This is a genomic window from Neorhizobium sp. PAMB6630 (genome assembly GCF_058242775.1).
In genome coordinates, this window is record NZ_CM177836.1 from 773,810 (window position 1) to 800,024 (window position 26,215).

25 protein-coding genes are annotated in these 26,215 nt (G+C 60.9%); 16 read left to right on the forward strand and 9 right to left on the reverse strand.

What is annotated here, in order from left to right; genetic code table 11:
- The first annotated feature begins 145 nt into the window (after window positions 1-145).
- From AC4CWF_RS03625 to AC4CWF_RS03670, 10 genes are all read left to right on the forward strand, one after another.
- Window positions 146-1,099 carry a sugar-binding transcriptional regulator gene (locus tag AC4CWF_RS03625; protein WP_491283777.1) on the forward strand — a complete coding sequence of 318 codons (954 nt, stop codon included), beginning with the start codon at window positions 146-148 and terminating at the stop codon, window positions 1,097-1,099.
- Window positions 1,100-1,244: 145 nt separating this feature from the next.
- Window positions 1,245-2,561 carry an ABC transporter substrate-binding protein gene (locus AC4CWF_RS03630; RefSeq protein WP_491283778.1) on the forward strand — a complete coding sequence of 439 codons (1,317 nt, stop codon included), beginning with the start codon at window positions 1,245-1,247 and terminating at the stop codon, window positions 2,559-2,561.
- Between the two features lie 254 nt (window positions 2,562-2,815).
- Entirely contained in the window at window positions 2,816-3,688 is an 873-nt protein-coding gene (locus AC4CWF_RS03635) for a carbohydrate ABC transporter permease (protein ID WP_491283779.1), read from the forward strand.
- Window positions 3,689-3,691: 3 nt separating this feature from the next.
- Window positions 3,692-4,522 (forward strand): carbohydrate ABC transporter permease, encoded by an 831-nt coding sequence (locus AC4CWF_RS03640; protein ID WP_491283780.1) that lies wholly within the window; start codon window positions 3,692-3,694, stop codon window positions 4,520-4,522.
- Between the two features lie 28 nt (window positions 4,523-4,550).
- The gene (locus AC4CWF_RS03645) at window positions 4,551-5,549 is read left to right on the forward strand and encodes an ABC transporter ATP-binding protein (RefSeq protein ID WP_491283781.1); all 999 of its coding nucleotides are present in this window, start codon (window positions 4,551-4,553) and stop codon (window positions 5,547-5,549) included.
- Entirely contained in the window at window positions 5,546-6,322 is a 777-nt protein-coding gene (locus AC4CWF_RS03650) for an L-iditol 2-dehydrogenase (RefSeq protein WP_491283782.1), read from the forward strand. Before AC4CWF_RS03645 ends, AC4CWF_RS03650 begins: the two co-directional genes overlap by 4 nt.
- 62 nt (window positions 6,323-6,384) lie before the next feature.
- On the forward strand, window positions 6,385-7,866 hold the full coding sequence (locus tag AC4CWF_RS03655) for a mannitol dehydrogenase family protein (RefSeq protein ID WP_491283783.1): 1,482 nt from the start codon (window positions 6,385-6,387) through the stop codon (window positions 7,864-7,866).
- 9 nt (window positions 7,867-7,875) lie between these two features.
- Window positions 7,876-8,562 (forward strand): HAD family hydrolase, encoded by a 687-nt coding sequence (locus tag AC4CWF_RS03660; RefSeq protein WP_491283784.1) that lies wholly within the window; start codon window positions 7,876-7,878, stop codon window positions 8,560-8,562.
- A gap of 74 nt (window positions 8,563-8,636) precedes the next feature.
- The gene (locus AC4CWF_RS03665; protein ID WP_491283785.1) at window positions 8,637-10,217 is read left to right on the forward strand and encodes an FGGY-family carbohydrate kinase; all 1,581 of its coding nucleotides are present in this window, start codon (window positions 8,637-8,639) and stop codon (window positions 10,215-10,217) included.
- A 64-nt stretch (window positions 10,218-10,281) separates the two neighbouring features.
- Window positions 10,282-11,028, forward strand: a complete 747-nt coding sequence (locus tag AC4CWF_RS03670; protein ID WP_491283786.1) for a sulfate transporter family protein — start codon at window positions 10,282-10,284, stop codon at window positions 11,026-11,028.
- Here the strand turns inward: AC4CWF_RS03670 and nth are convergent.
- Complete coding sequence (gene nth, locus AC4CWF_RS03675) at window positions 10,981-11,733, reverse strand: endonuclease III (protein WP_491283787.1); 753 nt, start codon at window positions 11,731-11,733, stop codon at window positions 10,981-10,983. The genes AC4CWF_RS03670 and nth overlap by 48 nt on opposite strands.
- A 46-nt stretch (window positions 11,734-11,779) precedes the next feature.
- Here nth and AC4CWF_RS03680 point away from each other — a divergent pair, with 46 nt between their 5' ends.
- The 4 genes from AC4CWF_RS03680 to AC4CWF_RS03695 all read left to right on the forward strand — a co-directional run bounded on the left by AC4CWF_RS03680 (window position 11,780) and on the right by AC4CWF_RS03695 (window position 13,990).
- Window positions 11,780-12,289 carry a DUF2244 domain-containing protein gene (locus tag AC4CWF_RS03680; protein ID WP_491283788.1) on the forward strand — a complete coding sequence of 170 codons (510 nt, stop codon included), beginning with the start codon at window positions 11,780-11,782 and terminating at the stop codon, window positions 12,287-12,289.
- 91 nt (window positions 12,290-12,380) lie between these two features.
- Complete coding sequence (locus tag AC4CWF_RS03685) at window positions 12,381-13,259, forward strand: methylated-DNA--[protein]-cysteine S-methyltransferase (protein WP_491283789.1); 879 nt, start codon at window positions 12,381-12,383, stop codon at window positions 13,257-13,259.
- Window positions 13,260-13,323: 64 nt separating this feature from the next.
- Window positions 13,324-13,629: a type II toxin-antitoxin system ParD family antitoxin gene (locus tag AC4CWF_RS03690; protein WP_491283790.1), complete on the forward strand. Its 306-nt coding sequence runs from the start codon at window positions 13,324-13,326 to the stop codon at window positions 13,627-13,629.
- On the forward strand, window positions 13,622-13,990 hold the full coding sequence (locus AC4CWF_RS03695) for a type II toxin-antitoxin system RelE/ParE family toxin (RefSeq protein WP_491283791.1): 369 nt from the start codon (window positions 13,622-13,624) through the stop codon (window positions 13,988-13,990). Before AC4CWF_RS03690 ends, AC4CWF_RS03695 begins: the two co-directional genes overlap by 8 nt.
- A gap of 1 nt (window position 13,991) precedes the next feature.
- Here AC4CWF_RS03695 and AC4CWF_RS03700 read toward each other — a convergent pair whose 3' ends face one another.
- Window positions 13,992-14,972 (reverse strand): sugar-binding transcriptional regulator, encoded by a 981-nt coding sequence (locus AC4CWF_RS03700; protein WP_491283792.1) that lies wholly within the window; start codon window positions 14,970-14,972, stop codon window positions 13,992-13,994.
- Window positions 14,973-15,150: 178 nt separating this feature from the next.
- On the opposite strand from AC4CWF_RS03700, the gene tal reads away from it, so the two are divergent.
- A complete protein-coding gene (gene tal, locus AC4CWF_RS03705) occupies window positions 15,151-16,110 on the forward strand; it encodes a transaldolase (RefSeq protein ID WP_491283793.1) in 960 nt (319 codons plus the stop codon).
- Window positions 16,111-16,170: 60 nt separating this feature from the next.
- On the opposite strand, the gene AC4CWF_RS03710 is transcribed toward tal, so the two are convergent.
- From AC4CWF_RS03710 to AC4CWF_RS03725, 4 genes are read right to left on the reverse strand one after another with little or no spacing between them, the layout of a single operon-like run.
- Entirely contained in the window at window positions 16,171-17,013 is an 843-nt protein-coding gene (locus tag AC4CWF_RS03710) for a metal ABC transporter permease (protein WP_491283794.1), read from the reverse strand.
- Window positions 17,010-17,870, reverse strand: a complete 861-nt coding sequence (locus AC4CWF_RS03715) for a metal ABC transporter permease (protein WP_491283795.1) — start codon at window positions 17,868-17,870, stop codon at window positions 17,010-17,012. Before AC4CWF_RS03715 ends, AC4CWF_RS03710 begins: the two co-directional genes overlap by 4 nt.
- Window positions 17,851-18,759, reverse strand: a complete 909-nt coding sequence (locus AC4CWF_RS03720; protein ID WP_491283796.1) for a manganese/iron ABC transporter ATP-binding protein — start codon at window positions 18,757-18,759, stop codon at window positions 17,851-17,853. Before AC4CWF_RS03720 ends, AC4CWF_RS03715 begins: the two co-directional genes overlap by 20 nt.
- Window positions 18,756-19,634, reverse strand: a complete 879-nt coding sequence (locus AC4CWF_RS03725; RefSeq protein ID WP_491285186.1) for a metal ABC transporter substrate-binding protein — start codon at window positions 19,632-19,634, stop codon at window positions 18,756-18,758. Before AC4CWF_RS03725 ends, AC4CWF_RS03720 begins: the two co-directional genes overlap by 4 nt.
- 271 nt (window positions 19,635-19,905) lie before the next feature.
- Here AC4CWF_RS03725 and AC4CWF_RS03730 point away from each other — a divergent pair, with 271 nt between their 5' ends.
- Window positions 19,906-21,096, forward strand: coding sequence for a hypothetical protein (locus tag AC4CWF_RS03730; protein ID WP_491283797.1), 1,191 nt, complete (start codon window positions 19,906-19,908; stop codon window positions 21,094-21,096).
- 77 nt (window positions 21,097-21,173) lie between these two features.
- On the opposite strand, the gene lysS is transcribed toward AC4CWF_RS03730, so the two are convergent.
- The 3 genes from lysS to AC4CWF_RS03745 all read right to left on the reverse strand — a co-directional run bounded on the left by lysS (window position 21,174) and on the right by AC4CWF_RS03745 (window position 26,107).
- A complete protein-coding gene (gene lysS, locus AC4CWF_RS03735) occupies window positions 21,174-22,670 on the reverse strand; it encodes a lysine--tRNA ligase (protein WP_491283798.1) in 1,497 nt (498 codons plus the stop codon).
- Window positions 22,671-22,764: 94 nt separating this feature from the next.
- Complete coding sequence (gene gltX, locus AC4CWF_RS03740; RefSeq protein WP_491283799.1) at window positions 22,765-24,222, reverse strand: glutamate--tRNA ligase; 1,458 nt, start codon at window positions 24,220-24,222, stop codon at window positions 22,765-22,767.
- Between the two features lie 112 nt (window positions 24,223-24,334).
- Window positions 24,335-26,107: an SLC13 family permease gene (locus AC4CWF_RS03745; RefSeq protein ID WP_491283800.1), complete on the reverse strand. Its 1,773-nt coding sequence runs from the start codon at window positions 26,105-26,107 to the stop codon at window positions 24,335-24,337.
- Window positions 26,108-26,215: the final 108 nt, after the last annotated feature.

Sequence of the window (26,215 nt, forward strand, 5' to 3'; positions counted from 1 at the left end):
CACAGTAGAAGCCGGGCCACACGGCTTGGGCCTTGGCGGTAGTTTGCACGTCCGCGCCTGTCAGGGCGCGGGCATACTGCCCATTTGACAGGGCCGGCACAATCATGCCAGCAACTGAGGCGGGGTTGTTTGCAAGGGTTACCAGATGGCGAGACGGTCGGACACGCAAGGCAGGCTGGACGATGCGGCGCGCGCCGGATGGCTCTATTATGTCGCCGGCCGCACGCAGGATGAGATTGCCGCGGCCATGGGTATCTCGCGCCAGTCGGCGCAACGCCTCGTGTCGCTGGCTGTTGCGGAACGGCTGATCAAGGTTCGGGTCGATCATCCGATTGCCGCCTGCCTTGAACTGTCTGCCGCCTTGAAGGCAAAATTCGATCTCTCTTACGTCGAGGTGGTGCCGTCCGATCCGGCAGGAACCTCGTCCACCGTCGGGATCGCGGAGGCTGCCGCTGTCGAAATCGAGCGCTGGCTGAAAAACCCCGAACCCATCGTGCTTGCCATCGGCACCGGGCGCACGCTGAAGGCCGCCGTCGACCAGTTGCCGCCGATGGAATGCCCACAGCACCGCATCGTCTCGCTCACCGGCAATATCGGGCCGGATGGGTCTGCAGCCTATTACAACGTCATCTTTTCCATGGCCGATGCCATCAAGGCCAGGCATTTCCCGATGCCGCTGCCGGTTCTGTGCTCGTCTGCCGATGAGCGCGACCTCCTGCATCTCCAGCCGATCGTGCAATCCACGCTGAAGCTCGGGGCCATGGCCAATGTGACTTTCGTCGGCATCGGCGAACTGGGTATCGATGCGCCGCTCTGTGTCGATGGCTTTCTGGCACCTGACGAAATGGCGGACCTCATGGCATCGGGTGCGTCCGGCGAGATCTGCGGCTGGATGTTCGATCAGGCCGGGCACCTGCTGGATGATCCGATCAATGATCGCGTCGCAAGTGTGCCCATCCCGCCGCGCGAGAGTGGAACGGTGATTGGCGTGGCGCTTGGAAAACGCAAGGAAAACGCCCTTGCTGCGGCCCTGAAGGGCCGGTTGATCAATGGTCTGATCACCGACGAGGCGACTGCCGGGCATATGCTCTCTCTCTGAGCAAAATTTATTCACTGGAAAATCAAAGGCATGAGCGCTTCGCGCTGCATCGCAGCGATGAATCATGCTTGACATTTGTTGGAGTAAAATGAGTAATTGCCCATGAGCAAAGCGAATGCTCGCAATATTCTTCTGGGAGGAAGATATGACATTGAAGACAATTCTGCTCGGCGCCGTTTCCGCGCTGGCATTTTCCGGCCTTGCCTCGGCCGAAACCCTGACCATCGCCACCGTCAACAACGGCGATATGATCCGCATGCAGAAGCTGACGGATGACTTCAAGGCAAAGAACCCCGGCATCGATCTGGAATGGGTAACGCTGGAAGAAAACGTTCTGCGCCAGCGCGTGACCACCGATATCGCGACCAAGAGCGGCCAGTACGACATCATGACGATCGGCACCTATGAGGTTCCGATCTGGGCCAAGCAGGGCTGGCTGCTGCCGCTCGACAATCTCGGCGCCAAATATGATCAGGCAGACCTTCTGCCGGCGATCAAGGATGCTGTCTCCGTCGATGGCAAGCTTTATGCGGCACCGTTTTATGGCGAAAGCGCCATGATCATGTACCGCAAGGACCTCTTCGATAAGGCCGGCCTGAAAATGCCGGAAAACCCGAAGTGGGATTTCATTGCCGATGCGGCCCGCAAGATCACCGACAAGGGCACGGAAACCTACGGCATCTGCCTGCGCGGCAAGGCCGGCTGGGGTGAAAACATGGCCTTCATCACGGCGCTTGCCAATTCCTTCGGCGGCCGCTGGTTCGATGAAAGCTGGAAGGCGCAGTTCGACCAGCCCGAATGGAAGCAGGCGCTGTCCTTCTATGTCAACCTGATGAAGGATGCCGGCCCTCCCGGCGCTTCCTCCAACGGCTTTAACGAAAACCTCGCTCTGTTCCAGACCGGCAAGTGCGGCATGTGGATTGACGCAACGGTTGCTGCTTCCTTCGTGTCGAACCCGAAGGAATCCAAGGTTGCCGACAAGGTGGGTTATGCGCTTTTCCCGACTTCGGGTGAACTGACCAACCACGGCAACTGGCTCTGGGCCTGGAACCTCGGCGTTCCCGCCGGCACCAAGAAGGCGGAAGCGGCACAGAAGTTCATCTCCTGGGCGACTGACAAGGCCTATACGGAACTGGTGGCATCCAAGGATGGCTGGGCAAACGTTCCCCCGGGCACGCGCACCTCGCTCTACACCAACCCGGAATACCAGAAGGCCGCACCGTTTGCTGCGATGACTGAGAAGGCGATGACGGCTGCCAACACGGCAAAGCCGACCGTGAAGCCGGTTCCCTATACGGGTGGCCAGTTCGTGGCGATCCCGGAATTCCAGGGCATCGGCACGGCCGTCGGCCAGCAGTTCTCGGCAGCTCTTGCCGGCCAGATGACGGTGGATCAGGCCCTTCAGGGTGCCCAGCAGTTGACCAGCCGTGAAATGGCCAAGGCCGGTTATCCGAAGAAATAAGCCTCCCAAGGCTTTTCGGAGCAACAGCCCCTCACCCTAACCCTCTCCCCGCATGCGGGGAGAGGGGACGAGATCACCGCATCCTCCGGGCATGATCCTCAGGCATGCGAATTTTCGTGCAGAGCCTCACTGATCCTTTGCCGTCGAACCGACGGGCAATTGCTGCTTCTCTCCGCTTCTGGGGTGAAGGTGGCGAGAGCCGGATGATGGGCGGCCTCCAACCTTTCACGCAGCGCGACCAAAAGGCAATCCAGATGGCCACGACCCACACCCATTCCGCAGCACGGCTGATGATGGCGCCATCGGTCATCCTGCTTTTCGCCTGGATGGCCGTGCCGCTCGGCATGACGATCTATTTCTCCTTCCTGCGCTACAATCTTCTGATGCCGGGAATGGAGGAATATACGGGCTTCCTCAACTACCAGTATTTCCTCACCGATCCGGCTTTCTTCGCGGCGCTCACCAACACGCTTCTCTTGGTCGGCGGTGTGCTTGCCATCACCATTGTCGGCGGCATCGCCTTTGCGCTTCTGCTCGATCAGCCGATCTTTGGTCAGGGCATCGTGCGCATTCTGGTGATTGCGCCGTTCTTCGTCATGCCGACGGTATCGGCGCTGGTCTGGAAGAACATGTTCATGAACCCGGTGAACGGGTTGTTCGCCTGGATTGCCCGCAGCCTCGGTTTTGCGCCGATCGATTTTCTGGCGTCCATCCCGCTTCTGTCGATCATCATCATTGTGGCCTGGCAGTGGCTGCCGTTTGCGACGCTGATCATGCTGACGGCGCTTCAGTCTCTCGATGAGGAACAGAAGGATGCCGCCGAAATGGATGGGGCAGGGGCCGTATCCCGCTTCATCTATATCGTGCTGCCGCACATGGCGCGCGCCATTACCGTTGTCATCCTGATCGAGACGATCTTCCTGCTCTCGGTGTTTGCCGAAATCCTCGTCACCACCAATGGCGGACCAGGCACGGCCAGCACCAATCTCACCTACCTCGTTTATGCGCAGGCACTCCTGCAGTTCGATATCGGTGGAGCATCGGCAGGCGGTATCGTCGCCGTCATCCTCGCCAATATCGTTGCCATCTTCCTCGTGCGCCTTATCGGCAAGAATCTGGAGGCCTGATCCATGGCACGCAAGGTTTCCACCCGCCGCAAACTGGTGATGAGCGCCATTGCCTGGACGCTCGGCATCCTCATCTTCTTCCCCATCCTCTGGACCGTCCTCACCAGCTTCAAGACGGAAGCGGAAGCCGTGGCCTCGCCGCCGTCGTTTCTGTTCTTTCACTGGACGACGGAAAATTATGCGCAGGTTCAGGAGCGCTCGGATTATTTCCTGCACTTCATGAACTCGGTCGTGGTGTCGCTCGGCTCCACCTTCCTCGGTCTCCTCATCGCAATTCCGGCCGCCTGGGCCATGGCCTTTTCGCCGACCAAGCGCACCAAGGATGTGCTGATGTGGATGCTGTCCACGAAGATGATGCCGCCGGTCGGCGCGCTGATCCCGATCTACCTGATCTTCCGCGATGGCGGCCTGCTCGATACCCGCACCGGCCTTGTCATCGTGCTGACGCTGATCAACCTGCCGATCATCGTGTGGATGCTCTACACCTATTTCAAGGAAATTCCCGGCGAGATCCTGGAGGCGGCGCGCATGGATGGCGCGTCGCTCATCAAGGAGATCATCTATGTGCTGACGCCGATGGCGATCCCCGGCATTGCCTCGACGCTTCTGCTCAACATCATCCTCTCCTGGAACGAAGCCTTCTGGACGCTGAACCTCAGCGCCTCGAAAGCCGCACCGCTCACGGCCTTCATCGCCTCCTATTCGAGCCCGGAAGGCCTGTTCTACGCCAAGCTTTCGGCGGCATCGACCATGGCGATTGCGCCGATCCTCATCATGGGCTGGTTCAGCCAGAAACAACTCGTTCGCGGCCTCACCTTCGGTGCGGTCAAGTAGGCGGCGCGGTCAACAAGGAATAAAGACGATGGGCAGTATCACCCTCCGCAATGTCTCCAAGATCTTCGGTGAAGCAAAAGTCATCCCGTCGATCGACCTCGATATCGAAGATGGCGAATTCGTCGTCTTCGTCGGCCCCTCCGGCTGCGGCAAGTCCACGCTGCTGCGCCTGATCGCGGGTCTCGAGGATGTCTCCGGCGGCGAGATCGTCATCGACGGCAAGCCGGCAACCGATGCACCGCCGGCACGGCGCGGCCTTGCCATGGTCTTCCAGTCCTATGCGCTTTATCCGCATATGAGCGTGCGCTCCAACATCGCCTTTCCGTTGAAAATGGCGGGCATGGACAAGGCCGAGATCGACCGCAAGGTGGCCGATGCCGCCACGGTGCTGAACCTTACCGATTATCTGGAGCGCAAGCCGCGCCAGCTCTCCGGCGGCCAGCGCCAGCGTGTGGCCATCGGCCGCGCCATTGTGCGCCAGCCGAAGGCGTTCCTGTTCGATGAGCCGCTGTCCAATCTCGATGCGGCACTGCGCGTCAACATGCGGCTGGAAATCAGCGAGCTGCACCAGCAATTGCAGACGACGATGATCTACGTCACCCACGATCAGGTGGAAGCCATGACCATGGCCGACAAGATCGTGGTCCTCAACAAGGGCCGGATCGAGCAGGTCGGCTCGCCGCTCGATCTCTATCGCAAGCCGGCCAATCTCTTCGTTGCAGGCTTCATCGGTTCGCCGAAGATGAACCTCATCGAAGGTGCCTACGCGCAAGCGAATGGCGCCAAAACCGTGGGAATCCGGCCGGAGCACATGGCCCTGTCGCATGACAGCGGCAGCTGGACCGGCACGGTCACCATCGCCGAACATCTGGGCTCCGACACTTTTATGCATATCGATGTCGATGGCATCGGCACGGTGACGGCGCGCGCCGATGGCGATTTCGCCTGCCGCCACGGCGACCGGGTTTACATGACGCCGGACCAGAACCGGCTCTATCGCTTCGACGAGAAAGGACTTGCCCTATGAGCGGAAGACTTCACGGCAAATCCGCCATCATCACCGGCTCGGCCCGTGGCATCGGCCGGGCGTTTGCGGAAGCCTATGTCCGCGAAGGTGCAACCGTTGCCATTGCCGATATCAATCTGGAACGGGCACGCGCCACAGCTGCCGAGATCGGCGCAAATGCCTATGCCGTGGAACTCGACGTGACACAGCAGGCCTCCATCGATTCAGCCGTCAGGGCCGTCGAGGAAAAAGCAGGCGGCGTCGACATCCTCATCAACAATGCCGCGCTGTTTGATCTTGCCCCTATCGTGGAGATTACCCGCGAAAGCTATCAAAAACTGTTTTCGATCAATGTCGAAGGCTCCCTCTTCATGCTGCAGGCAGTGGCGAAATCGATGATCGCCAAGGGCAAGGGTGGCAAGATCATCAACATGGCAAGCCAGGCGGGGCGGCGCGGCGAAGCGCTGGTGGCCGTCTACTGCGCCACCAAGGCTGCGATGATTTCGCTGACGCAATCGGCAGGGCTCGATCTCATCCGCCACGGCATCAACGTCAACGCGATTGCGCCGGGTGTTGTGGATGGCGAGCATTGGGACGGCGTCGATGCGCTGTTTGCCCGCCACGAAAACCTGCCACCCGGCGAAAAGAAACGTCAGGTGGGTGCGGCTGTGCCCTTCGGGCGCATGGGCCGCGCCGAGGATTTGACCGGCATGGCCGTGTTTCTTGCCTCGTCGGACGCCGATTACATCGTTGCCCAGACCTACAATGTCGACGGCGGCAACTGGATGAGCTGATCGCCCGCAACCGGGCGTCCGCACTCTGACCTTACAATATGGGACCCTTCGAGGACCGCGCCATGACTGTCAAACTCTCGCTTTCTACCCTTTCCGATGCGGCGGCAACCGCTGCCGTCCCCGCCTATGACCGGGCGGCTCTCTCCGCCGGCATCCTGCATTTCGGCGTCGGCAATTTTCACCGGGCGCATCAGGCGGTTTACCTGGATGACCTGTTTAATGAGGGGCAGGATCACGACTGGGCCATCGTCGGCGCCGGTGTGCTGCCCTCCGATCAGGCGATGCGTCAAAAGCTCGCCGCACAGGATTTCCTGACCACGGTGGTGGAGCAGGACAACAACCGCACGGCCGCCCGCGTCACCGCCCCGATGATCGATATCCTGCCGGTCGGCGACCGCGCGGCCATCATTGAAGCGCTCACCGACCCAAAAATCCGCATCGTCTCGATGACCATTACCGAGGGCGGATATTTCATCGATGCCAATGGCGACTTCAATCCGGCGCATCCGGCCATCGTCGCCGATGCGGAAAACCCTGACGCGCCGAGCACCGTCTTCGGCCTCATCATCGCCGGGCTGAAGGCGCGCCGCGACAAGGGTCTTTCGCCCTTCACCGTGATGTCCTGCGACAACATTCCCGGCAATGGCCATGTCACGGCAAACACCGTCTGCGGGCTGGCAAAACTGTCGGATCCAGATTTTGCCGCCTGGATCCATGACAATGTCGCTTTTCCGAATTCCATGGTGGACCGCATCACGCCGGCAACCGGCGCCCGTGAGATCGACTTTCTGCGGGATACCTTCAACATCGACGACAACTGGCCGGTGTTCTGCGAAGAGTTCAAGCAGTGGGTGATGGAGGATCATTTCCCCGCCGGCCGTCCGGCGCTGGAAAAGGTCGGCGTTCAGTTCGTTGAGGACGTGGCGCCCTATGAGCTGATGAAGATCCGCATCCTCAACGGTGGCCATGCGGCGATTGCTTATCCGGCAGCGCTTCTCGATATCCATTTCGTCCACGAGGCGATGGAGCATCCGCTGATCCGCGCGTTCCTCGCCAAGCTCGAAAAAGAGGAAATCATCCCCATCGTGCCGCCGGTGCCGGATACGGGCCTGGACGCCTATTACGACCTGATCGAGCGGCGGTTCCTCAATCCGAAGATCGGCGACACCATTCCGCGGCTTGCGCAGGATGGCTCCAACCGCCAGCCGAAATTCATCCTGCCCTCCACCGTTGACCGTTTGCAGCGTGGCGATGATATCGTCGGCCTGTCGCTGGTTTCGGCCCTCTGGTGCCGTTATTTTGCGGGCACGTCCGATAGTGGCAAGACGATTGTCTTTAATGATGCGAGTGCCGAAAAGCTGCAGGCCGCAGCACTTGCCGCCAAAACCGATCCAATGGCCTTCCTTGCGTTTGACGAAATCTTCGGCGCGGTTTCGGGCTCTGACCATTTCCGCGACCGTTTTGCCCATGCGCTTCAGACATTGTGGACAAAAGGCACCGCTGCCACGCTTCAGCTCTATCTCGACGGCCAGCTGGTGAGCTAGAGTGCTTTCATGATGGAACGGGCGCCGCTGATAATCTTCGACTGTGATGGGGTGCTGGTGGATAGCGAGCCGCTGTCGATCCGTGTTCTCGTGGATACGGTGAAGGCGCATGGCGGCGAACTGGATGAGGCGGAAGCCTACCGGCGGTTTCTCGGGCGAAGCCTCGCCACCATAGTCTCCGTGCTGGACGAGACGTTTGGCGTCGAGGCCGACCAGGCCTTTCTGGACCGGATGCGGGCGGATCTCTACGCCCGGTTCGAGCAGGAATTGCAACCCATCGCCGGTATTGCCGCAGTGCTTCAGACGCTGGACTGGCGGTTCTGCGTGGCCTCTTCCAGCCAGCCGGAACGTATCCGCCTGTCGCTGGGGCTGACCGGCCTTGTCGATTTCTTCGAGCCGCATATATTCAGCGCCACCATGGTGAAGAACGGCAAGCCGGCACCGGATCTTTTCCTCTACGCGGCAGAGCAGATGGGCGTGGCCCCGGAAAACTGCGTGGTGATCGAAGACAGTCCCGCCGGCATTCTGGCGGCACAAAGGGCGGGAATGGCGGTTTTTGCCTTCACCGGCGGATCGCATGCGGACCGGGAGGACTATCGGGCAGACATCAAGGCATTGGCACCCGATGTCGAGTTTGACGCCATGTCCGATTTGATCCACCTTGTTCAACACTATATTGAAGGTTGCAACCGGTAGAAGCCGGCCGGCGCGCCTTGAGCGCCATATCTGCAAGACGTTAGCGTTCCGGGGAAGATGGGGAATATGACCTGATGCGTGCGCACCTGGTGGCGGTCGATGTGGGAACGACCAGCGCGCGGGCCGGCATTTTCGACCGCGACGGCAGGCTTCTTGCCAAGGCGCGGCATCCGATCCTGATGCGGCGCGACGGCGAGATTTTTGCAGAGCACGATTCGGAAAACATCTGGCAGGCCGTATGCCATGCGGTGCGCGCGGCCATTGCTGAAGCGGGTCTTGCCGCCACCGACATTGCCGCCATCGGCTTCGATGCCACCTGTTCGCTGGTGGTGCGCGACCGCGACGGCGCGCCGCTGACCGTCTCCAACAGCGGCGAAGACCGGTTCGATACCATCGTCTGGCTCGATCATCGCGCCGTCTGCGAGGCCGAACGGCTGAGCGCCACGCACCATCCGGTTCTGGAATATTCAGGTGGCTCGCTGTCGCCGGAAATGCAGATCCCCAAGCTGATGTGGCTGAAGACGCATCTGCCTGAGAGCTGGCAGCGGGCCGGATATTTTTTCGATCTCGCCGATTTTCTCACCTGGCGCGCCACCGGATCGTGCGCCCGTTCGCGCTCCACGCTGACGGCCAAGTGGAATTACCTGTCGCATGAACAAAGCGGCTGGAATGCCGATTTTTTGGCCACCGCAGGTCTTGCAGACCTCCTCGAAAAAGGCGCGCTGCCGCAGGAAACACTGGCGGTTGGGGCCGCGGTTGGCACGCTGTCCGCCTCGGCTTCCGCAGACCTGGGCCTTGATGAGCATTGTATTGTGGCCGCTGGCCAGATCGACGCTTATGCCGGTGCGCTCGGTGCTCTGGGGGCTGTTGCCGGCCGGGCGGATCTGCCACGCAATCTTGCGTTGATCGGCGGCACGTCGAGCTGCCTGGTTGCGCTGTCGCGCCAGCCGCTGCCGGGACATAGCCTCTGGGGGCCGTATTTTGAGGCGCTGTTATCCAGTCACTGGCTCATCGAGGGCAGCCAATCGGCCACAGGCGCGCTTCTCGATCATATGGTGCGCATGCATGCGGCCGGTGGTGAACCAACGGCGGCTCTGCACCAGCGCATCATTGATCGCATTGCCGAGCTGCGTGCCATCGAAGGCCATTGCCTCGGGGAGGGGATCTTCATCCTGCCGGATTTCCACGGCAACCGTTCGCCGCTTGCAGATCCGCGCGCCACCGGCGTCATCAGCGGCCTGACGCTCGATGCGTCCTTCGATGGGCTTTGCCGGCTTTACTGGCGAACCTGTGTGGCGCTGGTGCTCGCCATCCGCCACATCCTCGAAACCATGGCCGCGTTCGGTTACGGTTTCGACATGCTCCATGTCGCGGGCGGCCATGTGCAGAACCCGCTTCTGGTGGAACTTTACGCCGATATCACCGGCCATCCCGTCCGGGTGCCGGCGGCGCCCGATGCGGTTTTATCCGGCACGGCGATGGCGGCAGCGGTTGCCTGCGGTTTTTATGCAGATCTTGCCGAAGCGGGGCTCGCCATGGACCGGGGAGGCGAAATCCGCCAACCGGACGAGGCGGTGCGCGCCGCCTATGACCGGGATTACCGCCGGTTCCTCGCCATGTATCGCCATCGCGCCGAGCTTGAAGCGATCACCTGATCCGCTCCTTATTGTTCCTGTTGTGCGGGGCACCTACATTGGGGCAAGAACGGAGACCGCCTGCATGATCCTACAGTCCGCCCGATTGTCCCTCTTGAACCTCTTTGCGCCTGAAACGCGCTCGGCCTTCTGGAAAGTGCTGGGGCTGACGATCCTCGTTCTGATGGGCCTATGGTTTGCGCTGCGCGGCGTGTTCATCGGTTATATCTGGCCTTATGTCGCCGATCTTCTGCCGAGCGTACCGGATTGGGCGGGCTGGCTCACCTTCATCTTCGCTATTCTTGCCGGCATCGGGCTGGCGCTTGGCCTTGCGCTGCTGATCGCCCCAGTGACGGCGCTGATTGCCGGCCTGTTTCTCGATGATGTCGCCGAAGTCGTGGAAAAACGCGATTATCCTGATGATCCCGCCGGCACGGAAATGCCGCTTGGCCGGGCCATGATCGAATCCGTGCAGTTTCTCGGCGTCGTCATTCTCGGCAACATCATCGCGCTGTTTCTGCTTTTCCTGCCCGGCATCAATCTTATCGCCTTCTTCCTCGTGAACGGCTATCTGCTGGGGCGCGAATTCTTCGAATTTGCCGCCATGCGCTTTCGCCCGTCGCATCAGGCCAAGGCGTTTCGCCGCAAGCACCAGGGCACGGTGTTTCTGGCCGGCCTGCTGATCGCCGGTTTCCTGGCAATCCCGATCCTCAACCTCTTGACGCCGCTGTTTGCCGCCGGCCTGATGGTACATCTGCACAAGGCCTTGAGCGTGCGCGATCCCTCATTCGCCGTCGCGGAGGGCGTCCGCGCTCAGCATCTGCGTGGGTAGTTCTGCAAGCGGCGCCGGCACGTCATTGGTCTTGGCCGGATAACGACAGAGATCGGCGACCACGCAGGCCTCGCATTCCGGCCTTCGCGCCTTGCAGGTATAACGTCCGTGCAGGATCAGCCAGTGATGCGCGTGGAAGAGATACGCCTTTGGAATCACGCGCAGCAGGTTTTCCTCCACCGCATCCGGCGTGGTGCCGGGAGCGAGCTTCATGCGGTTCGCCAACCGGAAGACATGCGTATCGACCGCAAGCGTTGGAATGCCGAACGCCATCGACATCACCACATTGGCGGTCTTTCGCCCGACGCCTGGCAGCCGCATCAGCTCTTCGCGGGTCTTGGGCACCTCGCTGCCAAACTCCTCGATCAGCATGCGAGAGAGCGCAATGACGTTCTTGGCCTTGTTGCGGTAAAGCCCGATCGTCTTGATGTGCTGCGTCACGCCCTCTTCACCGAGCGCCAGCATCTTTTCCGGGGTATCGGCAATCTCAAACAGCTTTCTCGTGGCGCGGTTGACGCCGATATCGGTCGCCTGCGCTGAGAGCGCCACGGCAACGACGAGGGTGAACGGGTTCACATGCTCCAGTTCGCCCTTCGGCTCCGGCCGCTGGATGCTGAGGCGGCGGAAGATTTCTTCGATTTCCGCCTTGCTGTAGGCGGTGCGGGCATGCCTGCGGCTTCTCGCCGCGCCATTTGACTTTTGCAAGGTTTGCCTATGGGATTGTCACTTCGAAATTGCCATCATAGCTTCTATGACAAGGCACGCGAGGGAAGGCAACGTGGACAGGCTGGACGATAACCCGGTTTTTGCAGCGGAGTTGACGCCTTATCGCTCGCTCGGGCGAAAGGGTTTTCGCGTATTACTCGCCATCAGCGGCGGCTTTTGCCTGCTGCACGGGCTGTTTTTCATGGCAACCGGCGCCTGGCCCATCGGCCTGTTCTTCGGTCTGGATTTCCTGCTGCTTTACGGCGCCTTCTGGCTGAACTACCGCGCCGGCCGCGCCCGTGAGGAAGTCACCGTGTCGCGCACCAATGTCTTCATCCGCAAATTTTCGCCGGCCGGACGCATGGTGGAGCATCGGTTCAATCCGTTCTGGACCCGCTTTCGCGTGCGCCGTCATCAGGAATATGGCATCACCTCCATGCATGTGTCCGGCGAGGGCCGCCTGACCGATGTCGGCTCCTTCCTCAATCCGGATGACCGGGAAAGTTTTGCCAAGGCTTTTCGCGGGGCACTGGCAACGGTCAAGCAGCGGATCTGAGGGCGAGCAACAAAGCTGGCTTTGCGCAAGAATCGGGTGGCGTCTTCCGCCTGACCATGCTGAATTCATCCTCGAAATGAGGACCTTTCCGATGAACGCCTTTTCACCCGCACCCGCCACCGACATCACGCCAGAGGGTGAGGATTACGCCGTGGTCAAGCAGGTGATCGAACTCATCACGCTCGATTACCGCGACCAGCCCTCGCTGGAGAGGATTGCCGCCGAACTCAACCGTTCGCCGACGCAGTTGCAAAAGGTGTTCACCCGCTGGGCGGGCCTGTCGCCAAAAGCCTTTTTGCAGGCGGTAACGCTGGATCACGCCAAGCGGCTGCTGGGCCATGAGCAATTGCCGCTGCTGGAAACCTCCTATGAGGTTGGCCTCTCCGGTCCGGGCCGGCTGCATGATCTCTTCGTCACCCATGAGGCGATGAGCCCCGGCGAATGGAAGGCGAAAGGCGGCGGCATCACGATCTCCTACGGTTTTCATCCGTCGCCTTTCGGTCTGGCGCTGGTGATGGCCACCGATCGTGGGCTTGCCGGCCTTGCCTTTGCCGATGACGAGGGCGGGCGCGATGCCTGTTTCGAGGATATGGCAAAACGCTGGCCGAATGCCGCCTATGTCGAGGATCTGGCAGCCACCGCGCCCTACATCGCCCGTGCCTTCGAGCCCGGCCGCTGGTGTGCCGAAGAACCGCTGCGCGTCGTCCTCATCGGCTCGGATTTTCAGGTCCGCGTCTGGCAGAGCCTGTTGAAAATCCCCTTCGGCAAGGCCGTCACCTATTCCGATGTTGCCCGCGACATCGGCCAGCCGACCGCCAGCCGTGCGGTGGGCGCTGCCATCGGCCGCAATCCGATTTCCTTCGTTGTGCCTTGTCATCGGGCGCTCGGTAAAAGCGGCGCGTTGACCGGCTATCACTGGGGTCTCACCCGCAAGCGGGCCATTCTGGGCTGGGAAGCGGGCAAGGCGTGAGGGGCAGGCGCTGGCAGTTTATGCCAAGGTGCGCTAGCATAACGCAGCGCAGGGAGATGTCGCCATGCCCACCCGCAACGTTGTGTTGACAGACCATCATCAGGATATGATCGAACGCCTGGTCAAGTCAGGCCGCTACCAGAACGCAAGCGAAGTGTTGCGGGAAGGGCTGCGGCTTGTGGAGCAGCGGGAGGAGTTGGAGGCGGCCAAGCTGCAGGCGCTCAGGGATGCGGCAAACATCGGCTTTGCGGATCTTGACGAAGGTCGTTTCAGTGAGGTGCCAGCGGCCGGATTGGCAGACCATGTGGCACGGCTCGGGCAGACGGCGTTGGAGCGAGGTCGGCGGTCAGGTGCAAAGGGACATGACTGACATCCGCCTGTCGGCGGCGGCGGAAGCCGATATTGTCGATATCCTCGCGCAGACCCATGAGGATTTCGGCAACGAAGCCAGCCTGCGCTACCAATGGTTGATCGTGACGGCCCTTGGCGATCTGGCCGCAGATTTTCATCGTAACGGCACGCTTCTGAGGCCGGACATTGCCCCTGATGTTCGAAGTTATCATCTTCGCCATAGTCGTGAGCGCGCACGGCTTCCATCGGGCATTGTTCGCAGGCCCCGCCATCTGATACTTTTTCGCCAGGTGCGGCCATCGATCATCGGGGTAGGGCGCTTGCTCCATGATGCGATGGATCTGAGCAGGCATGTGCCAAGCGCATTCGGCGACGAATAGCTCACCCCTCCGCCAACCTCAAAAGCTCCCGCGCTGCCGCCTCATCCGTGATCAGCGTGTTGCAGCCGATGCGGCGGATGGTGGCGCGGATGGCGAGGGCCCGGTGCGCGCCGCCTGATGACAGCACGATGTGTTTCGCCTTCTTCAGCGTATCGAGATCGACCGACATCACCCGTTCGTTGATCGGGTGGTCGATGGTGCGGCCGTCCGCATCAAGGAAGTTGAACATGGTGTCGCAGACGCAGCCGGCCGCCACCAGTTCCTCGAGCGCTGCATGGCTGATGAAACCTTCCGACAGTGAGGTGGAGTGCGGGCCGATATCGCCGCAGGAGACGATGGCGAGGTCGAGGTTTTCGGCGAGATCATAGAGCGTCTTTAACCCGCATTCCTCGATCAGCGCCCGTTTGGTGGCAACCGAATCGACCAGAAGCGGCGCCAGAAACATGTAGCATTCGGCGCCGAGCTGGCTTGCCAGCCGCCAGGTATAATCGATCGGGTTCGTCTGGTGGACGGCAACGATGCCGCCGAGCAGCGAGACGACCTTGCAGTTTTCGCGCCTCGGCGGACGAAAGCCCGAGAGCGATGCCGTCATCGTGCGGCCCCAGCCGACGCCGATGGTGAGGTTGTCGGTGACGACTTCCGTCAGGAACTGGCCAAGCGCCAGGCCAACGGCCTTTGCAATCGCACCCGCCTCCGTGCTCTCAGGGGAGGGCACCACCACGGCCTCATCCAGCCCATAGGCCTTTTCCAGTTTTACCGCGAGGTCGACACAGTCATCGATGCCCTCGCTGATCCAGATCTGCACTTCCGAACGTTTCAGCGCCTCATCCAGCAACCGGATGACGGTGGAGCGGCTGACGCCAAGCTTTTCCGCCACATCCTTCTGCGTCAGGCCCTGGTTGTAATAGAGCCAGGCAGCGCGCAAGCGGAGCGACGCGGCTTCCGAATAGGCAATATGCGTGTCGCGTCTGAGTTTCGCCACGGCGATCCGGCATCCTTATTCTGCCCTAAGGGAGGTTTCACTATCAGGCGGCGTGAAACAAATGTCAAATACACTAGGCAAATGTCTTGACTTTCAGGCGTGTGACCGCAGATACTAAGGATAACGGGAGATGGATTTTCTCCCTCGTTTTTCGATCCAACTTTCAAGGATATTTCGGATGGCGTCCAAGCTCGAACAACTCCGTTCCATGACCACGGTCGTCGCCGACACCGGCGATATCGAGGCCGTGGCGCGCCTGAAGCCGGTGGATTGCACCACCAACCCGACCATCGTGCTGAAGGCGCTCGGCACGCCGATGTTTGCCGACGACGTGAAGGAAGCCGTATCCTGGGGCAAAAAGCAGGGCGGCAATGAGGATGCGGTGATTTCCGCTGTGTCCGACCGTCTGGCGATTTCCGTTGGTGCGGCGCTCTCCAAGCTCGTTCCCGGCCGCGTCTCGACCGAAGTCGATGCCGATCTCTCTTTCGATACGGAAGCCTCGATCAAGAAGGCGCATGGCATCATCGCCGCCTATAAGGAGCGCGGCATCGAGCGTGACCGCATCCTGATCAAGCTTGCCTCCACCTGGGAAGGCATCAAGGCCGCCGAAGTGCTGCAGACGGAAGGCATCGACTGCAACCTGACGCTGCTCTTCTCGAAGGCCCAGGCGATTGCCTGCGCAGACGCAAAGGCCTTCCTCATCTCGCCCTTCGTCGGGCGCATTCTTGACTGGTACAAGAAGTCCACCGGTGAAGACTACACGTCGGAAACCGATCCGGGCGTCGTTTCCGTGCGCCAGATCTACAATTACTACAAGGCGAACGGCATCGAGACCATCGTCATGGGCGCTTCCTTCCGCAATGCCGGCGAAATCGAAGCGCTGGCCGGCTGCGACCGCCTGACCATCAGCCCGGCGCTGCTGGATGAACTGGACAAGGCCGAGGGCACGCTGGAGCGCAAGCTGTCTCCCGACAACATCACGGAAGATGCCTTCTTCCCGATCGACGAGAAGAAGTTCCGCTGGATGCTGAACGAGGATGCGATGGCAACTGAAAAGCTGTCTGAAGGCATCCGCTCGTTTGCCAAGGACCTGATCGGCCTGCGCACCATGGTGAAGAAGGAACTGGCTGCGGCCTGACCGCACCCACCTCAATCCATCGAAAACGGCTCGCCTCTGGCGGGCCGTTTTTCATTGTGGTCAGGAGGTCGCCACAGCCCGCCGGGCGCGGATCGAGGTGCGGATGAAGGCGGCGATGAACGCAGCGCTCATCAGCAGCACGATGGTCGGGGCGGGGGCGCTGTCGATGAAGAAGCTCAAATAGATGCCGAGGAAGGATGAGGTCAGCGCGATGGCCACCGCCACCAGCATCATCGTGTGGAAACGGCGCGTCAGCAGGAAGGCGATGGCGCCGGGGGCGACGAGGATTGCCACCGAGAGGATGATGCCGACGGCTGTCAGCGCGCCGACGACGGTGAGCGACAGCACCGTCAGCAACCCGTAATGCAACAGTTTTACCGGAAGGCCGATGGCCTGCGCATGCTGGGGATCGAAGGCATGCACCAGAAGATCCTTGCGCAACACGCCGAGAAAGATCACGCAGGCAAGCGCAATCAGGCCCGTCTCGAGGAGATCGGAAGGTGCGATACCCAGCATGTCGCCAAACAGGATATGGTCGAGATGCACGTCGCTCTGGACGGCAACGAACATCACGAGGCCAAGGCCGAACATGCCGGAAAACACGATGCCGAGAACCGTATCCTCCTTGATGCGGCTGTTATCCTTGAGATAACCGGTTGCGAGCGCGCAAACGAGGCCTGCCACAAAGGCGCCGAGCGACAGCGGCAGCGATAGCATATAGGCAATGACCACACCCGGCAGCACGGCATGGGAGACGGCATCGCCCATCAGCGACCAGCCCTTCAGCACCAGAAAGCAGGAAAGCATCGCCATCGGCACGGCAATCATCATGGTCACGATGAAGGCGTTCTGCATGAAGGGCAGTTGGAACGGCAGGATGGCCAGCTGCATTGTCTCGCTCATGCTGGCTCCTCAAGTGCATGAGCGCGACGGCGGCGGGCAGCGATCAGGCCGTGCTTCGGGGCAAAAACGAAGGCTGTCAGGAAAATCAGCGTCTGCAGCACCACGATGATGCCGCCGGTCGCGCCGTTGAGGAAATAGCTGGCATAAGCCCCGACGAAGCTGGTCACGGCACCGATGCCGGCCGCCAGCACGATCAGGCGCTGGAATCGGTCAGTGATCAGGTAGGCGGTCGCACCCGGCGTCACCACCATGGCAACGACCAGGAAGGCGCCGACGGTTTGCAGGGCGGCAACCGTGGAGGCGGCCAGCAGCGTGAAGAACAGCGCCTTCAAAAAGTCCGGGCGCAGGCCAATGGTGCGCGCATGGTTTTCATCGAAGAAGGCCACCATCAGGTCCTTCCACTTCAACAGCAGGATGACGAGGCTGATGCCGCCGATCAGCACCAGCTGCACCGTATCTTGCGGCGTGATGGCAAGGATATTGCCGAGTACAATGGTCTGGATGTTGACCGAGGTTGGCGATAGCGACACCATGAACAGGCCAAGGCCGAAAAAGGCAGTAAAGATCAGCCCGATGATCGCATCTTCCTTCAGCTTGGTGCGCTGGTTGAGGAAAAGCATGGCAATGGCCGCAAGGCCGCCGGAGAGGAAGGCGCCGAGCGCAAAGGGCAGGCCCAGCATGTAGGCGCCGGCAACGCCGGGAACGATGGCATGCGACAGCGCATCGCCGATCAGCGACCAGCCTTTCAGCATCAGATAGGCGGAGAGAAAACCGCAGACACCGCCGACCAGAGCGCTCACCCAGATGGCGTTCAGCATATAGCCATAGGTGAAGGGCTCAAGAAGCGTCTGGAGCATCCACCGCCTCCTTCGGCTTCTGGATCGCCGTCTTGCGGGTACCATTGCCATAGGTCACATAAGGGCGCTCGTCGTCGGTGATGACGCGCACATGGCGGGCATCCTCGTCATCATGCAGGTCGCGGCCGCCGAGAACGAAGTGGCGCAGCACGCCACCAAACGCCTTTTCGAGGTTTTCCTCGTTGAACGTGTCTTCCGTCTTGCCATAGGCGGTCACGGTGCCCTTCACGAAAACGGTGCGGTCGCAGAAGTCAGGCACGCTGCCGAGATTGTGGGTGGAGACCAGCATGACGCGGCCTTCGTCGCGCAGGGATTTCAGCAGCGTGATGATCTGTTCTTCGGTGCCGACATCGACGCCGGTAAACGGCTCATCGAGCAGGATCACCTGGCCTTCCTGGGCAAGTGCGCGAGCAAGAAACACCCGCTTGCGCTGGCCGCCGGAGAGTTCGCCGATCTGGCGTTTGCGAAACTCCACCATGTTGACGCGCTGAAGCGCCTCACTCACCATGTCATGATCGCGGCGGGTGGGAATGCGCAGGAAATTCATGTGGCCGTAGCGGCCCATCATCACCACGTCTTCGACCAGAACCGGAAAATTCCAGTCCACCTCTTCCGACTGTGGCACATAGGCGATGAGGTTTTTCTTGAGCGCCTGGGCGGCACTCATGCCGAGGATTTCGACGGTGCCGCCCGATAGCGGCACGAAACCCATGATGGCCTTAAAGAGGGTGGACTTGCCGGCGCCGTTGACGCCGACAAGGGCTGTGATGGTGCCCTTGGGAACCGTGAAGCTTGCGTGCCGGAGCGCGGTGTGCCCGTTGCGGTAAGAGACGGTGACGTCATCGACCCGGATGCCCAAAGGCTGCTGCTTCACTTTTCCCATCATCATTGCGAAAGACCCTTCGCAATCGTGCCCGTCGTTACCTTCAGAAGATCGAGATAGGTGGGAACGGGACCATCCGGATCACTGAGACTGTCGACATAAAGCACGCCACCGTATTTTGCCCCCGTTTCCCGCGCCACCTGTTTTGCCGGATCGGGTGAGACGGTGCTTTCTGAAAAGATCACCCCAACCTTCTCGGCCCGCATGGCATCGATCACGGTTTTCACCTGCTGCGGTGTGCCCTGGCTATCGGAGTTGACCGGCCAGAGATAAAGCTCCTTCAGGCCGAAATCGCGGGCGAGATAGGAGAAGGCGCCTTCGCTTGTCACCAGAACGCGCTGGTTTTGCGGAAGGGCGTTAAGCGTATCGCGAATGGGCTGAACGGCGGCGCGGATCTTGTCAGAATAGGCCTTGGCGTTGGCGGCGTAGAGATCGGCATGGGGCGGATCGATTTCAGCCAGCGCCTTGCGGATGTTTTCCACATAGATCAGCGCGTTTTCCGGCGACATCCAAGCGTGCGGGTTGGGGCGGCCCTGATAGGCGCCGCCAGCGATCGCCATGGGCACCACCCCGTCAGACACCGTGACACTGGGGACATCGCCGAGGTTCACGAGGAATTTTTCAAACCACTGTTCGAGGTTCAGCCCGTTGCGCAAAACCAGGTTCGCATTGCGGGCGCGCAGGATGTCGCGCGGCGTCGGCTGGTAGTTGTGAATCTCCGCACCGGGTTTGGTAATACTTTCGACGTCGGCGGCATCGCCGGCCACGTTCTTCGCCATGTCGGCGATAATGGTGAAGGTGGTAACCACCTTGGGCTTTTCCGCGGCGTTCGAAACAGCCGGCGATAGGCTAAGAACGGTCGCAAGACCGGCAGCGAGCATGCGCAGTAGCACGGAATTCATCCTCTAATGCAACTCATTTGCAATCTAACTTAGCCTCGCTTTTCCACATGTCAATGCTATTGCAAATCATTCGCAACTTCGTGAAGCCTGATTTAACGCGATGTCGTTGTGCCGGGACGGTGCAGGAGGGATCACCCGAAAGCCATCGTCAGTTAAAGCATTCTTCAATGCTCATGGATAAAGATGGCGGCTCGGCCCTGTTGGCCTTAGTTTTGCGTTGAGTGGAGTTGTGCATGCCGGAGTTGCGGGCGTGAAGGGCGTAAAGATACGGCTGTCACGCACCCTCGTGCTGGTTCTCGGTGGCGTCGTGCTTTTCGGCGGCGGCAGCGGTGCGCTGGCGCTTTATATCGGCGCCGACAAGCTCCTCGGCCCCTCCTATCTGGAAATCAACGGGCTGGAATGCACCACGGTGCAGCTGGTGAAGATCAAGCGCGACCACCGCTACTGGGTGCGCAAATATGTCGTCACGGAACCGGGTGATGGTTCGGCGCGGCTCAAAACTGCGCTGCGTGTGGCAAAATCCGTGCAGGCGGCTGAAAAGGCCGATCTCGTGCAGGTGAGTATCCTCGATAAATCCGGGCCGACGCAGCGGGCGGGCATGCGCGGGCGTGCCATCGGTGCGCAGGTGGTCTATATTCCGGAGCCCTCGAAAGAGGCGGATGCCTCCGATCCCGTTTACTCCGCCTTCTATTATGATGGTCCTGTTGCGCCGAACGGCGAATATTTCGGATTGCGCATCGATCCGCCGCTGGAGGATATCGAAAAGCTGGCGGCAAGCCTCACCGATAGCGCTGATTGCGTCTCGCCGGTGTCTGAAAGCGATGCCAAGGGCGATGGCCATGGCGCGCCAAAGGGCAAGGATGCCCATGGCGGTGGCCATGAAGCAGCCCCGCCGACGCATGGTGCAGAGGCAGGCGCCGATGCCGGCCACGGCGAAAAGACCGATGAGCATGGCGCTCCACCTGCTGCGGCAGGCGGCCATGGTGGAGAAGCCGCGCCAGAACCTGAAAGCGGCGGCCTGATCAGTTCGCTGAAGACCATGGTGTTTGGCAAGTCTGAGGAGACAGCTGACGCCAAGGCGCCGGTAGATGCGCATGGCGCAACGGACAAGCCTACTGACACGGCGGATGCCGCCGCGCATTCAGAGCCCAGCACCCAGCCAAGCCTCGAGCACACGGCCGTTGCCACCGAACCCGGCCTGTTTTCTCGCATGAAGGCGATGGTGTTTGGCGCGGATGCCCCGAAAACCGTTGTCGAACAGGTGCCGCCAGCTCCGGCCGCCAGCGAACCGCCGCAATCCCATGCCGCTGCGTCGGCGCATGATGGCATTGACCCCATGAAGGTTGCCGCCCCGACGGACGATAAGGGTTCCGCGCCGAAATCGGAGCCTGCCGCGCCGCAAGCGCCGTCGCCGGTGAAGGCCGCCACCGTCTCCCACTGATTTTTTCGACACGCACCAAACAGAAACGGCCCGCGCGAAGCGGGCCGTCTGTCTGATTGTCTTTGCCTGTCGGCATTTCAGTCCACCTTGTTGCGGCGGGCCGGGAAGAGGATGATGTCACGGATCGAGGGCGAGTTGGTGAGTAGCATGATCAGCCGGTCGACGCCGATGCCGAGGCCGCCGGCGGGTGGCATGCCCTGGTCGATGGCATCCAGAAACTCGTCGTCGAGCTGCTTGTCCTTTTCGCCGCGGGCATGGGCCTGTTCCAGCTGCTCGACCATGCGCTTGCGCTGTTCTTCCGGGTCGTTCAGTTCGGAAAACGCATTGCCCACTTCCCAGGCGTTGCAATAGGTCTCGAAACGTTCGACAAGCCGCGGCTCGCCCGGCACTTCCTTGGCAAAGGGCGAAATGTCTTTTGGAAAATGCGTGACATGGCTCGGCTGGATCAGCGTGCCCTCGACCTTTTCCTCAAAGATGAACGCAAGGCACTCACCCCAGGTCCAGTCCTTTTCAACCGCAAAACCGGCAGCCTTGGCAGCCGTGCGGGCTTCCTCGTCGGTCTTCATGGCAAGGAAATCGATGCCGGTTACTTCCTTGACAGCATCCGGCATGGGCACGCGCTTGAACGGACCCTTGAAGGACAAAGTCTTGTCGGCAAATTCCACATCCGTCGTGCCGTGGATCGACAGTGCCAGCGTTTCGAACAGACGTTCGACCAGCCCCATCATGTCCTCGTAATCGGCATAGGCCCAGTAGCACTCCATCATGGTGAATTCTGGATTGTGCCGTGTGGAGACGCCTTCGTTGCGGAAGTTGCGGTTGATCTCGAACACCTTGTCGGAAAGGCCGGAGACCAGCGTGCGCTTCAAGAACAGTTCCGGCGCAATGCGCAGGTACATGTCCATCTTCAGCGTGTTGTGGAAGGTCTTGAACGGATCGGCTGTCGCGCCGCCATAGACGGTCTGCAGCATCGGTGTTTCGACTTCCAGAAAACCTTCGTTTTCCAGGAAGCGGCGGAAGCCGGAGACGATCTTCGAGCGCTGCTGGAAACGCAGCTTGCTCTCGTCATTGCTCAGGATGTCGAGGTGGCGCTTGCGGTAGCGAATTTCGACGTCAGCAATGCCGTTCCACTTTTCCGGCATCGGCAGCAGCGACTTCGTCAGCATGGTGATTTCGTGGGCGTTGATCGTCAGTTCGCCGCGCTTGGTGCGACGCACGACGCCGGTGACGCCGATGATATCGCCGATGTCGATGAGGGCCAGCATCTCGCGGGCCGCTTCCGGCGTGGTGTCTTTGTGAGAAAAGATCTGGACCTTGCCCGAGGCATCGCGCAGATCCATGAACATGCCGGAATTGCGCGAGGAATAAACGCGGCCGGCAACGGTCACGATATCGCCGGTCTCGACGTCAGCCTCAAGGCTCTCGTATTTTTCCGCCAGTTCCGCATTGGTCAGCGTGCGGTGGAAATGCGCCGGATAAACGTCGCCCACCTTTTCGCGCAGCAGCGCCAGTTTCTGGCGGCGCACTTGCGTGGCGTCGGAGGAGAGGGCGGTTTCGGTCTTCTGTTCGGTCATCGGTTTTCGCCTTTTAGGGCCAACTTCGTTTCGGGTTACCCCCTCTGCCCGGCAGGGCGGAGGGGGTATTCAAGATCCCATATGGAACAGTTATTTACTTCTCTGCACCCACCATGGATGCCACCACGGTTGCGGCAATTTTGAGCCGCTGGCGCACGACCGAGCGGCCGAGCAGCGCCATCGAGTCAAACAGCGGCAGCGAGCGCGACGAACCGGACATGGCAACAAACAGCGGCGGTGTCACCACGCGCAGCTTTTTGCCGAGCTTGTCGGCAATGGTGCGCAGTTCCTGGTCGATGCTCTCCACCGACCATTCCGGCATCTTTTCGAAATCGGCCTGCACGGTGTTGATGATCTCAAGCGTGTCGGCAGGCGTGGTCTTCAGCCCGGCAAACGAGGCGGGCGTCAGGCCAACGTCGTTTGCGAGCAGGAAGCCGGCGAGCTGCGGCAGTTCGCCGAGCTTGGAAATGCGGCTCTGCGACAGCTTCAGGCCTTCCGTCAGGCGCTGGTTTTCAGAGGCCCATTCGAAGGTGCGGGCAATGAACTCTTCCGGCGACAGCTTTTCGCGCAGCCAGCGGCCGTTCAGCCAGTCGAGCTTCTGGATGTCGAAGATGGCGCCGGCCTTGGAAAGATTGTCCGGATCGAACTTTTCCGTCAGCTCGTCCATCGTCAGCAGTTCCTCGCCTTCGGCGATCTGCACGAAGAACAGGCCGAGGAAGTTCATCAGTGCTTCCGGCAGGTAGCCGAGCGCCGAATAATACGAGATCGAGGTCGGGTTCTTGCGCTTGGAAAGCTTCGACTTGTCGGCATTGCGCATCAGCGAGAGATGCATGAACTTCGGCTCGTCCCAGCCGAAATAGCGATAAAGCAGGATGTGCTTCGGCACAGACGCCAGCCACTCTTCGCCGCGCGCCACATGGGTGATCTTCATCAGATGGTCGTCGATGACGTTTGCCATGTGATAGGTCGGCATGCCGTCGGCCTTGATCAGCACCTGCATGTCGACGGAATTCCACGGGATCGACACATCGCCGTAAACGCCGTCGTTGAACTCGCAGGCGCCTTCGGTCGGGATCTTCATGCGCACGACGGAGGCCTCGCCGGCATCCATCTTGGCGGTGACTTCTTCAGCGGAATAACGCAGGCAGAGGCCATCGTAGCCGGGTGCCTTGCCGGCGGCGCGCTGGTCTTCGCGCATCTTGTCCAGCCGCTCGGGCGTGCAGAAACAGCGAAACGCATGGCCCTTGTCGAGAAGGTCCTGCGCGTAGGGCCAGTACATGTCCTTGCGGTCGGACTGGCGATAGGGGCCGTAGGGGCCGCCGACATCGGGGCCTTCGCTCCACTCAAGGCCTGCCCAGCGCAGCGCGGCGAGCACTTTCTGCTCGTATTCCGGCGTCGAGCGCGAGGCATCGGTGTCCTCGATGCGCAAAATGAACTCGCCGCCCATCTTCTTGGCGAAGAGATAGTTGAAAAGCGCGATATAGACCGTGCCGACATGCGGCTCGCCGGTCGGGGAAGGTGCGATACGGACGCGGACGCCGGAAGTGGTCATGGGTGCCTGCTCGAACTGGAAAAGCGCCCGGAAGGGCGCGATTTTTGTTTTCGGGATTGGCAGGCCTTAGCGCATATTCTGCGGGAAGCGTCAAGATTTATGCGGCAGTCCGTCAGTTCACCGGCCAGAACCACATCAGCGCGGGTACGCTGACCAGCACGATCAGCAGCGACAGCGGCAGGCCAAGGCGCGGGTAATCCGAGAATTTGTAGCCGCCCGGTCCCATCACCAATGTGTTGCACTGATGGCCGACCGGGGTGAGGAAATCCGATCCGGCGCCAATGGCAACCGCCATCAGAAAGGCTTCCGGCCGAAAGTGCAGCGTCGTTGCGAAGGAAACGGCAATCGGGCCCATCACCAGCACGGTCGCGGCATTGTTGAGGAAGGGCGTCACGGCCATGGCGGTGACGAGGATGAGGGTGAGCGCCCCCCAGGGCGGCAGGCTGTGGGCGACCGTTCCAAGCCAGCCGGCAATCAACTCGCTGCCGCCGGACGTTCGCAGCGAATCCGACACCGGGATCAGCGCCCCGAGCATCACCAGGATCGGGCCATCGACGGCCTTGTAGATATCGCTGATCGGCACCGCCCGGAAAACGGCCATGCCGAGTGCGGCGGCAAAGAAGGCAACGGCAACCGGCGCATAACCGAGCGCCGTGGTGATCATGGCAAGCGCCAGGATGGCAAGCGGGATCAGGGCGCGCCGTTGCGTGCCAAGCATGATTTCCTGCTGCGCCAGCGGCAGAAGCGCCAGATCCTGCAGCACAGTCGGCAGCGTCTTTCGCCCGCCCTGCAGCACGATCACGTCCCCTTCGCGCAGCACAAGGTCACGCAGGCGGTCGCGCACCCGTTCACCACGCCGGCTGACGGCCAGAAGATTGACGCCGCGCGTATAAGAAAGCGCAAGCTCGCGCGCCGAAAGCCCCGCCAATGCCGATTGCCGTGAAATCACGCATTCGATCGAGACGAGATCCTGCAGCGGCTGGCCGCTTTCGCGCAGCACTTTTCCGGAAAGCTGTAGTTTGGCCCGGGAAATCGCCCGTTCCAGCGCAGAGGACCGGCCCTCCAGCAGGATGGAATCATCCTCGCGCAGGATGAGATCCGGGAAGGGCGACATGCGGGCTGAGCCGCGCAGCACCGCGGTTGCCACCACTTCATTGTCGCCGAGCTTCAAAAGATCGCCCAGTGGCCTGCCCATCACCGTCGACTGGCCGGTGACGACGGCCTCCGAAGCGTAATTGGAGATTTCGACGGCGTCCTCGATGGAATTGTTCTGCTTGGTACGTTCCGGCACCAGCCAGTAGAAAAACAAGAGGAAGGTGACGCCGACCAGTGTCAGCAACCCGCCGACGGGGGTGAAATCGAACATGGTGAAGGGCGTGCCGGTCATTTCGCCGCGCAAGCGCGACACGACGATATTCGGCGAGGTGCCGATCTGCGTCATCAGCCCGCCGAGCAATGCGGAAAACGCCATCGGCATCAGGTAACGCGAGGGAGAAACGCCGGCCCGGCGCGAAAACTGGAAGGCGACGGGGATCATGATCGCCAGCGCGCCGATATTCTTTATGAAGGCCGACAGGATCGCCACGACGATCATCAAAAGCGCGATCTGTGCGCGCACCGAACTGAGGTTCGGAAAAAACTTCTTGATGGCGATTTCCACAACGCCCGAGCGGGCAACGCCGGCGCTGACGACAAGTGCGCTGCCGACGATGATGACGATATCATCGGAAAAACCGGAAAAGGCCTGGTTTGCCGGCACCACGCCGAGAATGACCGCCACCACCAGTGCCGTGCAGGCAACAACGTCGTAGCGAAAGCGATCCCAGATAAACACCGCCATCATGGCGCCGATTACGGAGAAGGCGAGGATCTGTTGCGTGGTCATGCCGCTCCGGGGGAGGGGCGGCGAAGGGCTGCCGCCGGGATAGGAACTTTGGGTGCCACCTCAAATACAGCGGCGCGATAAAAGTTCCAAGCCCGGCGAGAGCCTTGT